Source organism: Bacteroides sp. 224 (assembly GCF_010500995.1).
Taxonomy (GTDB): Bacteria; Bacteroidota; Bacteroidia; order Bacteroidales; family Bacteroidaceae; genus Bacteroides.
The window spans coordinates 1-12,585 of sequence record NZ_QVMK01000060.1 but is presented as its reverse complement, the minus strand read 5'-3'; the positions used below and the strand labels follow the sequence as shown (position 1 = coordinate 12,585).

The window sequence follows — 12,585 nt, the reverse complement described above, 5'->3', positions numbered from 1 at the left end:
TGTCTGTATATGCTTCGTTGCTTATAAAGTATATAAGGAGTTAGAACGACTCATAAAGGAAAAGAAGATTCCTTTGAGTGTTGATAAAGTATTGGACATAGCTAAAACTATTACAACGATTAGAGTAAAAATGCCGGAAAATGGGAGATTCTATACAAAGACATTGTTCCTAACGGACAGACATCGTACTATCCAGCCGTTGTTCAACCTTTCGGAGGTAGAAAATTTATTGGGGTGACGCATTGACGAAGTCAGGATACCCCCACTGTCCACAACTCTCACCCTCGTTGAGGGCAGGGCTGTTAAGTTCTATCAATTGCCGTCTGCTTTAGCTGACGGCTCAGAGCATTTCTTTCTTTTTCTTGGCTTTAGCCAAATGATTTGTTTGGCTAAAGCCCTGGTTGCATAAAGATTTCATAATCCGTCAGCTAAAGCAGACGGCAATTGATAAAGAGAGAATTAGAACTTAACAACCCTGCTCGTTGAGGGGAGGTGACACGCTACGCGTGACGGAGGGGTCACTTCTTCAACTTAGCAAACAGCACCACATTATTACCATTCTCATCCAACGATTCACTCAGCTTAATCAGTTCCTTTTTCTTCTCCTTCGATAATTTAGGGGATGCTATTGCCTTTTCAAGTTTCTCTTTTAATTCCAGCGGTTCTATATTCATCACATAATATCCATTTCTGATGGCAGGCCATGATTCAGGAGAAGTGCTTCCCAGAAAGTCATTCATTAAATGAAGATAATTTCCTTTCATCGTCTTTTTATCTACTATATACCAAGTTGGTTTTGATCCCACAGTGATATACTCGGATACTTTTACCGGAGATTGTACACTTCCTAAATAGCAACCAGGAAGCTCCATGTACGAATGAATGGGAACTTTATCTTCCGGATAAGTAGTGGTAAACCGTGGAATTAACCGGTTTTCCTTTTGATTATAATGATAGAGCGTATCTTTTCTTGTAGGTGTTGCCACCAATAACATCACATCATAAGCATCGGTATTTCGGGTTGCCATTACTTCATTACTAAAATCGCGTGGTACTTTAAAATGATGAGTCGAAACAGATTGTTTCACTTTACCTTTAAAATCCTGTACCCATACTACAGAAGGCATTCCTTCAAAAGGCAATGTAGTTACTGTAACCAATGAATCTGCCGTGTTTACCCGAAACTGTCCTTTAGGCACATTCCACGGCAAAGGAATAGGATTATATGCATTTCCTTGCAAATCGAAGACTAATATTTTCCTTGTCATCCAAGGCAGAATATAGATGCGATTATGCTTCTCGTCGAGTTGTTCGTCATAAGTATTCTGGTATTCATTAGGGCCTTGACCATACGTACCGATATTTGTAATAAATTTCCCCTTACGATCGAAAAGCCTAAAAGGGGTTTGTTTTTTATTGCTTACTAATATATAGCTATCGGTCACCGTAGTTCGCCCCCGCCCGCCAACTAAGGCTTCATCCCGATTATCTAACTTTACTATTTGCATTTCCTCAGCCAAATAGCTTAATGGTAGAGAAATGGTGTCGTTCATCTTTGAAAAATCACAAACCACTACCCGATCCGACCCCTTTTTTTGAGTAGTTGCAATCACCTTCTCCTTATCCGGATAATTATTCGACAACTTTATTGAACTCATTCCTGTGGCAACATTTGCACACAAACACATAAATAACAATGCTTTTGTTTTCATACTGATAAATATAATAATTTGAGAGCAAAAGTAGAGAGGATCAGCAGAAAGAACAAAAAATATGGTGGACATAGAGGCATTACAAAGAAACACATAAACACCTAATATTCAGTACATTAAAAACAAAAACACCTAAAACAAGGTGGACATTTCTCTTTTTACAGCTAAAAAGTCCTCAAAAAGTCATCCAAACTTTGGTCGCTATCCTTAAATCCGATCTTCTCTTTTTTCAGTCTGAATTTCTTCTTGGTTATGGCAGATTTACTGATACAATAAATATCCGAAAGGTCTTTTAGTGTCACATTAATCTTAATCAGGCAACAAAATCGAATATCCTTTTCCGTAAGCAATGGATAATGCGCTTTCAAACGTTCGGCAAAATGATCATAACTATCATTAACAATTTGTACGATCTCTGCCCAATCTGCCGAAGAGAGAGCGATTCGCTTATCTATGGTTTCCGATTCGTCGCCGGCATCTAAAGATGGAATCTTTTGCGAAACACTCATCTTTCGGAAGAGAGCCTCACGAAGGGATGATTCTTTCTCACGAAGCAAACTAACCTCTTTCGAGTGCTGCAATTTCAGATTCTTGCTGCGGAGATAAAAAACATAAGCACCTGCCAGTATAAAAAATACAAAGGCAAGAAGCAACACAATAAATAACTCACGTGTTTTCTTTGCTAAGCGAATTTCATTCAATTCATTTTTATACTTCTCCTCCTTATACTTATCTGTCATCTCCTCTCTATGCAGGCTCATTGCTGCACTCGTTAAGAGTTCATCATAATTTTGTAAAGACGAAAATGCTTGTTTATACCTTCCGCTTAATGCAGAAAGTTTCGACAATTGCTGATAGGCATTGGTAGCAATAAAAGGATGTGTTGATTGCGATGCCAGTGAATAGTAATGATAAGCAGAATCATACTCAAGCGCATCCTTCCAGATATTTCCTTTGGCTAACAGCACGTATGCCCTGTCATCTTTATTGCGAGAGCGCTCACGAAAATCCCGCAAATAACAAAAAGCTTTCTCATACATCTGCCTGCGAGTGTACAGATTTATCAAACAATTAAGTACAAGCTGATATCCTGATCTATCCTCTAAGCTATCCGCCATAGACAAAGCATGATGATAAATAGAATCCGATGCCTGATAATTACAAAAATAAGCACATGAATCTGCCTTTCTTAAAAGAGGAGATAAAGAAGATTGGGAATATGCTTCTGACAGAAAACAACAGAGAAGAATAGAAAATGTTACTCTAAAGAAGCATCTCATAAACAAAGTTATTTTACTGTTCCTGCTTCACTATCCTGCAAACGACGATGTTCATTTATCAATTCCATATTCTCTTTGGCCTTTTTAATGAATTCCTTCACCGCCCTGTTGCTCTTAAAAGAATAGGGAGCATCTTTCAGGATATCTTCTATTTGAGGAGTCATAATAGGATAAGGCAACCCACTGCAAAGCATCATAAATACGCTCGGTCCTAAAACTGTTTCATAGTTCGACGAGATAAACTTCTTTACATGCTCATTCATTTCATCGAGAAGTTCTTCTTGTTCTTTATCTATTTGGGGTTGCACATCGTCAATATCAAGTCCGTCGAGTACCATGCGAGCGCCTTTGCGATCCAGATCTTCCAGCTTTAGTTCCAATTCATTTCTTTTGTCGATAAAGCCATAGAGGGCATTATTCAGCGGAGTGCCCGATGCCGACACTTTATCATAAGCGATTGTTATCTTAATATCACCGTTTTCCATTACCAAAGGCATAATACCTTCATTATCCAAAAAGAGGGTAACCATCATTATGGAGTCTGATTGACCTTTCAGTTTAAAAACACCATGAACAACCTCAGCCGAATCAACATTTATCACACTATCTCCTTGAGAAGCTTTAAGATATACCATCTTTCCATCAAATTCATTAATGGAAGATGTACCCTCTATTCTATATTTATTGCCACATGAGGCAAAAAAAGGAAGCAAAAATATAAGAGATAAAAATTTATTCATCAATTCCCCTATTACAGTTTAACATGCAAAAGTACAACCTTAATTGCTACATCCGTTCAGATTTTATTAATATTTAAAATTTAGGAACTGATTTGAATCTTAGTTGGTTCGGAAAGGAGGGAATTCGAACCGCAGAGTTACGCAGATTAACGCAGAGTTTTTAATACAATGCTGCATAGAACTAAAACTTAATCCTCTACGTTAATCTGCGTAACTCTGCGGTTCAATATAACTCAAAAGAAGATAGATACGCGGAATGAGCAGAAACACGCGGATTTTTTTTCTTGCGACATAAGGACGGAAATATATATTCCGCGTTCATCCGTTCATTCCGTTTTTTCCGCGTACCCATTCCCATTTCCCTCAAAACGTTTTTTTATTCTTAATCTTTTGTATTATAGAGTAATAAAACAACTCTTTCATTCCTGTTTTGAATTACTTTACTTAAATTTGCATCCATGGACATTAATACATAATCACTATGACAGGATTATTATGCAAAATCAAAGATATTAAAACCCAAAACCACAAAAAACAGGCTACTAAACAAGCTAATTAAAACAAATAGTAATTAACTAACATCATTATATAGAATTAATATGAATAAATTAAGATTGTACGTTTTGGCATTCATAATGCCGTTAATCTGCTCAGTTAAAGCAGATGAAGGAATGTGGTTATTACAACTTATGCAACAGCAACATTCCATTGATATGATGAAAAAGCAAGGGCTAAAGCTAAAAGCAACAGACTTGTACAACCCGAATGGAGTTTCTCTGAAAGATGCCGTAGGTATCTTTGGCGGAGGATGTACCGGAGAAATTATATCTCCCGAAGGGCTTATCCTCACCAATCATCATTGCGGATATGGCTTCATTCAGCAACACAGCTCGGTGGAGCATGATTACCTGACAGACGGTTTCTGGGCAAAAACAAGAGCAGAAGAACTGCCAACACCGGGGCTGAAGTTTACTTTCATTGAGCGTATCGACGACATTACCAGCCTCGTTAATGAAAAAATAGTCAACAAAGAGATTACCGAAGCAGAATCTTTCTCGGCTAAATTCCTAAAACAATTGGCAGATGAATTATTTGCTAAAAGCGATTTGAAAGACAAAAAAGGAATTGCACCACAAGCGCTCCCTTTTTATGCCGGAAACAGATTTTATATGTTCTACCGCAAAGAGTATACAGATATACGTATGGTAGCTGCACCCCCCTCATCGGTAGGTAAGTTTGGAGGCGAAACAGACAACTGGATGTGGCCACGCCATACGGGCGACTTCTCTATGTTTCGCGTTTATGCCGATGCCAACGGAGAACCGGCAGATTACAATGTCAACAACGTTCCTCTGAAAACAAAAAAACACCTCACCATTTCTATTAAAGGATTGAAAGAAGGTGATTATGCCATGGTAATGGGATTTCCCGGAAGAACATCGCGCTACCTTACCGTTTCGGAAGTGAAAGAGCGCATGGAAGCCATGAACGAGCCAATGATTCAAGCCCGTACAGCACGCCAGAATGTACTTAAACAAGAGATGGATGCTTCTGCCAAAATCCGTATTCAATATGCCGACAAATATGCAAGATCGTCTAATTATTGGAAGAACTCTATTGGTATGAACAAAGCCATCGTTGATAACAATGTACTGGAAACCAAAGCCGAACAAGAAGAAGCATTCTACCGTTTCGCTCAACAAAAAGGAAACACCGAATACATGAATGCTGTTAAAAACATCGATAACGCCGTAGCCAAAACACAACCATTGGTTTACGAACGTACATACCTGAGCGAAATGTTATTGGGAGCCATCGAGTTCTCGGTAGGCGATAAGGTATTTGTGCAAATCAAAAAAGCGTTGGAAGAGAATCAGCCTATTAGCGATGAACTTAAAACGCAACTACAGAACCAGTACAATGCCATACATAATAAGGACTATGATCATGAAGTAGACCACAAAGTGGCCAAAGTAATGATACCGCTTTATGCAGAGGTAACACCGGCAGAAAAACGTCCGCACTTCTATTCATTTATCGAAAAAGAACTTTCCGGAGATTACAACCTTTTTATTGATAGTATGTACAACCATTCTATCATGGCTAATCAGGCTAACTTGGATGCATTCCTGGCAAACCCAACTGTAGAAGCCATGAACGCAGATTTGTCTGTTCGCTATTATATGACTTCTGTTAGTAAGTTCAGAGAGATCACTGCACAGTATGCCCCATTGGCAGAAGAGCTTAATTCTTTGCACAAAGTATACATCAGAGGATTGGAAGAGATGAAACTCCCTGTGCCTTCTTATCCAGATGCCAACTTCACACTTCGTTTAACTTACGGTAATGTGAAATCTTACAGTCCGAAAGATGGAGTACACTACAAATACTTCACTACTGCCAAAGGTATTCTGGAAAAAGAAGATCCGAACAACCGCGACTTTAATGTACCTGCCAAACTGAAAGAACTAATCCTGAATGGAGACTTCGGTAGATATGCATTGCCAAACGGAGAAATGCCTGTATGTTTCTTAAGCAACAACGACATTACCGGAGGTAACTCAGGAAGCCCTGTACTAAACGCCAAAGGCGAATTAATAGGTTGTGCATTCGATGGTAACTGGGAGTCATTGAGTGGAGATATCAACTTCGATAATAACCTGCAACGTTGTATTAACTTAGATGTGCGTTACATATTATTTATTCTTGAGAAATTAGGAGGATGTAGCCACCTGATTGACGAGATGACCATTGTTGATTAATAAATATTTTTAGCCACGGATAACGCGGATTAGACGGATTAAATTCACCGATTACTTTTGTATTTTATCCGTGCATTAAAATCCGTGCAATCAGTGTCATCCGTGGCTAATAAACACCACAATTAAAATGATTAAAAGAAATCTAATTAGTTTATTCTTTATCAGCCTCTTTCCTCTGTTTTCATACGCAGATGAAGGAATGTGGATGCTTACAGACCTCAAGAAACAAAATGAAGCAGCAATGCTTGAACTGGGATTAATGATCCCGGTTCAAGACATATATAACCCGGATGGTATTTCCTTAAAAGATGCTGTAGTGCATTTCGGACGAGGATGTACCGGAGAGGTTATTTCTGCCGAAGGTTTGGTACTTACCAACCATCACTGCGGTTATGGTAACATTCAGCAACTAAGTTCGGTAGAGCATGATTACCTGACAGATGGCTTCTGGGCCATGAGCAAATCGGAAGAACTTCCCTGCCAAGGGCTATCCATTACTTATATAGATAAGATTCTGGATATTACCGATTATGTAACCGAACAGTTATCCAAAGACGAAGACCCCAATGGCACCAACTACCTCTCTCCTACTTATCTGAAGAAGGTAGCCAACCGCTTTGCCCAAGAACAGAATATAGAGCAATCTGCATCGAAAGTATTGGAACTGAAACCGTTTTACGGAGCCAACAAATACTACCTTTTCATAAAGACTGTATACAGTGACATTCGTTTGGTGGGTGCACCCCCTTCTTCCATTGGCAAGTTCGGAGCAGATACCGACAACTGGATGTGGCCTCGCCAAACCGGAGACTTTTCCCTCTTTCGCATTTACGCAGACAAGGAAGGTAAACCTGCTCCATATTCTAAAGAGAATGTGCCATTGCAGGTAAAAAAACATCTCACTATCAATCTGGCAGGTATCAACGAAGGCGATTTTACCTTTGTTATGGGATTCCCGGGGCGCAACTGGCGGTATATGATTTCGGATGAAGTGGAAGAGCGTATGCAGACTACTAACTTTATGCGTCATCATGTTCGCGAAGCACGCCAGCAAGTACTGATGGAACAAATGTTGGCAGATCCTGCCGTACGCATCCATTACGCAAGCAAGTATGCTGTATCTGCCAACTACTGGAAGAATGCTATTGGCATGAACGAAGGTCTTGTTCGCCTAAATGTACTGAAAACCAAACGCGACCAGCAAGAACAGTTATTAGCCAAAGGCAATGAAGCTTACCAAAAAGCTTTCGATGAAATTCGTTCGGTGGTTGCACAACGCAGAGAGGCAGTATATCATCAGCAAGCCATTCAGGAAGCATTGGTTTCCGGACTCGATTTTATGCATTTCCCTTCGGTTGATAAATTTGCCGCCGCATTAAAGAATAAAAAGAAAAAGCAAATAAAAGAGGAAACCAATAAACTTACGGAAAGAACAAATGAGTATTTCACTACTGTTCCCTTTCCGGAAGTAGAGAAACTGGTAGCCAAAACAATGCTGAAAACTTATTGCCAATACATCCCCGAGGAACAGAGAATCAGCATATTCAGTGTAATAGACGATCGTTTCGGAGGCGACACGGATGCATTTGTAGATGCTTGCTTTGAAAGCTCTGTTTTTGGAAGCAAGGAAAACTTTGATCGGTTCATCCAAAAGCCTAAGCTGAAATGGTTGGAACAAGATTGGATGATATTACTCAGACAATCTATTACTCTTGGTTTATATCGCACTGCCGGAGCCATGTCAGAAGGAGATAAGACTTACAATGCTGCTCACAAAGTATGGGTAAAAGGTATGATGGATATGAAACAGGAAGCAGGTATTCCTATCTATCCGGATGCCAACTCCACTCTCAGGCTTACTTATGGCAAAGTGCGTTCTTACGAACCTGCCGATGGTATAGTACACGAATATTACACCACCCTGAAAGGCGTAATGGAAAAAGAAGACCCCAACAACTGGGAATTCGTAGTTCCGGAAAAGCTCAAACATCTGTATAAAACCAAAGATTATGGTCGGTATGCTATGAAAGATGGAGAAATGCCTGTTTGTTTCATTGTAGATACCGATAACACAGGAGGAAACTCCGGTAGCCCGGTATTTAACGCCAAAGGACAATTAATAGGCACCGGATTCGACCGCAATTATGAAGGGTTAACCGGAGATATCGCTTTCCGCCCCTCTTCTCAACGGGCTGCTTGTGTGGATATCCGCTATACGCTTTTCATCATTGATAAATTCGCCGGCGCTTCTCATATCATCGACGAGTTGACGATTGTAGAGTGATTGGATAGATAATTTTTTAATCTTTTTCTCTCACCACGGAGGGCACAGATTCTTAATTTAGAATTCATAATTTAGAATTAAAAAATAAGACTCTGTGCCCTCTGTGTCCTCTGTGGTGAAACCTTTCTTTTAAGCAAATATACTCACTAAGCTTGAGCGCATTTTTCACAAAGACCTTTGTAATAGTAGTGTGTTTCTGCTATTTGATGCCCTTTTCCTACAAGAAAAGCTAAATCCTGAGAAGCTGCTTCGTTCTGAAAATCAAATATAGCACCACATTGCTTACACAGGAAATACCCACATTGATGAGTCGATAAATCAAAACGAGTTGATCGTTCATCAATCGTAATCATTCTCACAGCTCCATGATCTACAAATAGTTTAAGAGTGTTATATACAGTAGTCTTCGATAATGTCGGAATCTGTGGAAATAACGCTGTATATATATCTTCGGCTGTAGGGTAATTACGGTTTTTGATTAGGAATTTCATAACTGCCAGTCTTTGAACAGACGGCTTAATCTGATATTGTACCAGTAATTCGTAAGCATCCATGTTTTATTGAGTTTGTCGTTTATAATTTTAATTCAATGCAATGTTAGTGCTGACAAAGTTAATAAATCAAATTATATTTCCTACTTTTGTACACTAAACTTTTTATTATGGATTACGGATTTGTAAAAGTAGCAACTGCTATTCCCCACGTTGCAATAGCAGATTGCAAGTACAATGCTCAACAAATAGAGCATTTAATTACAGTAGCCGAAGAAAAGGGAGTGCAAATTGTATCATTCCCGGAACTTTGCATCACCGGATATACTTGTGGAGATTTATTTGCTCAACAGGTATTATTAGAAGATGCCGAATTGGCATTGATGCAAATACTTAATAATACCCGACAATCTGACATTATTGCCATATTGGGAATGCCGGTCAGAATCAGTTCTGTACTTATTAATAGTGCTGTTGTTATTCAAAAAGGTAAGATCCTGGGAGTTGTAGCTAAAACATATTTGCCTAACTATAAGGAGTTCTACGAGCAGAGATGGTTTACTTCTGCACTTGATATTCCGGAAACTTGTGTACGCCTTTGCGGGCAATCGGTTCCGGTAGGAAATAATCTCTTATTCGAAGCTCCGAATGTAACTTTCGCTATCGAAATATGCGAAGACCTTTGGTCTGTTATTCCACCAAGTTCCATGCTTTCTTTGCAAGGAGCAGAAATCATATTCAACTTATCTGCCGACAACGAAGGAATTGGTAAGAACAATTACGTTCGTTCATTAATAAGCCAACAATCAGCACGCTGTTTGGCCGGATATGTATTTACATCCTGTGGATTTGGCGAGTCTACTACCGATGTGGTTTTTGCAGGAAACAGCTTAATTTACGAGAATGGCTCTCTACTGGCCGCCAGTGAAAGATTCACCCTGAAAGAAGAGTTGGTTGTTACCGAAATAGATGTGGATCACCTGCGGATGGAACGTCGTATTAATAAAACATTTGCTGCTAACAGAGGAAACAATCCGGCTAAAGCTCCTGTCAGAATTACCCTCGATTACAAGGAAAAAGATACAGAGATAACGCGTACCTTCTCTCCTCACCCTTTCGTGCCCTCCGGTCATGAATTCAATGAGCGTTGTGAAGAGATTTTCTCCATACAAGTAGCAGGGTTAGCACAACGTTTGGTTCATACAAAAATAAAAACTGCTATCATTGGAATATCCGGTGGGTTAGACTCAACGCTGGCACTATTAGTTTGTGTAAAGACATTCGATAAACTTGGATGGCCTCGAAAAAACATTCTGGGTATCACCATGCCCGGATTCGGCACAACAGACCGCACTTATAGAAACGCAATTGACCTGATGGAGAGACTGGGTATCTCTATGCGTGAGATAAGTATCAAAGATGCATGTATCCAACATTTCAAAGACATTGGTCATGACATTAACATACACGATGTTACTTACGAAAACTCTCAGGCCCGGGAGCGTACTCAAATATTAATGGATATAGCTAATCAAACAAATGGCTTAGTCATTGGTACAGGAGATTTGTCTGAACTTGCTCTGGGATGGGCTACATATAATGGCGATCAAATGTCTATGTATGGAGTAAACGCAAGCATACCTAAAACATTGGTTCAATACCTGGTTCGATGGGTAGCAGAAAACGAAATGGATGCTGCCTCCAGAGATACACTGATTGATATTGTTGACACTCCAATCAGTCCGGAGCTGACTCCTGCAGACGATCATGGAGAAATCAAACAAAAAACAGAAGATTTAGTGGGTCCTTATGAACTGCATGATTTCATTATGTATTATTTTCTTCGTTTCGGATTCCGCCCTACTAAAATATTCTTCCTGGCCACCAAAGCTTTCGGAAGTAAATATGATAAAGAAACCATTAAGAAATGGCTGTATACCTTCTTCCGTCGTTTCTTCAATCAACAGTTCAAACGATCCTGTATGCCGGATGGCCCTAAAACCGGTAGTATCACTCTCAGTCCGAGGGGCGACTGGCGTATGCCAAGCGATGCAAGTTCGGCTGCATGGCTAAGGGAAATCGAACTATTACCTACTAACAACTAAAAAGCAATGAAATACTTAGAATTTAACTTTCAAACAAATCCTTGTACGGAAACCGTGAATGATGTTCTTTCTGCTGTGCTGGGAGAGGCAGGCTTCGACAGCTTTCTTGAGAACGAAGGGGGAATAACTGCTTATATTCTTCAGGATACTTTCGATGAAGTAATCCTGAAAGATACCTTAGAGAACTTCCCGATAGAGAATTCCCAAATTACTTACACCTGGAAGGAAGCCGAAGACAAAGACTGGAATGAGGAGTGGGAAAAGAACTACTTCCAACCCATCATCATTAATGATCAATGTGTTATACATAGTACCTTTCATAAGGATATTCCACCAATGGAGTACGATATCCTAATCAACCCACAAATGGCTTTCGGAACCGGGCATCACGAAACCACCAGCTTGATTATTGGTGAATTATTAAACTGCAATCTGGAAAATAAATCAGTATTGGATATGGGTTGTGGCACTTCTATCCTGGCTATCCTGGCGCGTATGCGAGGAGCAAAACCCATCACAGCCATCGACATTGATACTTGGTGTGTAGAAAACTCCAAAGAAAACATCGCCCTAAACAATGTTACCGATATTGAAGTTGAATTGGGCGATGCCGGCATACTCAAAGGAAGAGGCCCGTTTGATGTAATCATAGCCAACATTAACCGCAATATTCTGCTGGCTGATATGAAGTATTATGTGCAATGCATGAATCCAGGTGCAGAGCTATATATGAGTGGTTTTTATGTGGAGGATATTCCGCTAATCAAAGAAGAAGCAGCTAAACATAACTTGCACTTTGAACACTACAAAGAGAAGAATAATTGGGCTGCGGTGAAATTCAGATTTGAGCTTTAGGCGGGTTAACTCATAATGGTTCGAAAATGAATGAATTTCACCACAGAGTACTCAGAGGACACAGAGGTTTTTAATTTCCCTGCGGCATCGTAATTTATCCTCTGTGTCCTCTGCGTACTCTGTGGTGAATTAACTCAAAACACTTACAATAAAGCTTCTATTTCCTGACTTCATCACTTTTTTGCGCCATCACATAGCGCACAATGATTATCAGCATGTTAGCCTATAAAAGTGGGTGACTTTGGGTGACGCAAGCATAATTTATGTACCTTCGCATAATGTTTGTACGCAAGAAAAGGAACCGTTCAGGCACTATTAGTGTTGTCGTAGTGAATAAATCACATGGCCAGTTTAAG

The 12,585-nt window shown here is 39.7% G+C and carries 8 protein-coding genes and 1 pseudogene; 5 read left to right on the top strand and 4 right to left on the bottom strand.

Annotated features, from left to right (window positions below; translation table 11 throughout):
- A pseudogene (locus tag D0T60_RS17925) lies at positions 1-238 on the top strand (transposase); the annotation flags it as partial.
- Positions 239-518: 280 nt separating this feature from the next.
- Here the strand turns inward: D0T60_RS17925 and D0T60_RS17920 are convergent.
- From D0T60_RS17920 to D0T60_RS17910, 3 genes are all read right to left on the bottom strand, one after another.
- Positions 519-1,712, bottom strand: coding sequence for a 6-bladed beta-propeller (locus D0T60_RS17920; RefSeq protein ID WP_163219761.1), 1,194 nt, complete (start codon positions 1,710-1,712; stop codon positions 519-521).
- Between the two features lie 164 nt (positions 1,713-1,876).
- Positions 1,877-2,992, bottom strand: coding sequence for a hypothetical protein (locus D0T60_RS17915; protein ID WP_163219759.1), 1,116 nt, complete (start codon positions 2,990-2,992; stop codon positions 1,877-1,879).
- A gap of 8 nt (positions 2,993-3,000) precedes the next feature.
- Positions 3,001-3,732 carry a DUF4369 domain-containing protein gene (locus D0T60_RS17910; RefSeq protein WP_163219757.1) on the bottom strand — a complete coding sequence of 244 codons (732 nt, stop codon included), beginning with the start codon at positions 3,730-3,732 and terminating at the stop codon, positions 3,001-3,003.
- A gap of 599 nt (positions 3,733-4,331) precedes the next feature.
- Between D0T60_RS17910 and D0T60_RS17905 the strand changes: the two genes are divergently transcribed.
- Positions 4,332-6,494, top strand: a complete 2,163-nt coding sequence (locus tag D0T60_RS17905) for a S46 family peptidase (protein ID WP_163219755.1) — start codon at positions 4,332-4,334, stop codon at positions 6,492-6,494.
- Between the two features lie 127 nt (positions 6,495-6,621).
- On the top strand, positions 6,622-8,778 hold the full coding sequence (locus tag D0T60_RS17900) for a S46 family peptidase (RefSeq protein ID WP_163219753.1): 2,157 nt from the start codon (positions 6,622-6,624) through the stop codon (positions 8,776-8,778).
- A 146-nt stretch (positions 8,779-8,924) separates the two neighbouring features.
- Here D0T60_RS17900 and D0T60_RS17895 read toward each other — a convergent pair whose 3' ends face one another.
- On the bottom strand, positions 8,925-9,332 hold the full coding sequence (locus D0T60_RS17895) for a Fur family transcriptional regulator (protein WP_163219751.1): 408 nt from the start codon (positions 9,330-9,332) through the stop codon (positions 8,925-8,927).
- A 107-nt stretch (positions 9,333-9,439) separates the two neighbouring features.
- On the opposite strand from D0T60_RS17895, the gene D0T60_RS17890 reads away from it, so the two are divergent.
- Both D0T60_RS17890 and prmA read left to right on the top strand, forming a co-directional pair.
- On the top strand, positions 9,440-11,374 hold the full coding sequence (locus D0T60_RS17890) for an NAD(+) synthase (protein ID WP_163219749.1): 1,935 nt from the start codon (positions 9,440-9,442) through the stop codon (positions 11,372-11,374).
- A 6-nt stretch (positions 11,375-11,380) separates the two neighbouring features.
- A complete protein-coding gene (prmA, locus tag D0T60_RS17885) occupies positions 11,381-12,229 on the top strand; it encodes a 50S ribosomal protein L11 methyltransferase (protein ID WP_163219747.1) in 849 nt (282 codons plus the stop codon).
- Positions 12,230-12,585: the final 356 nt, after the last annotated feature.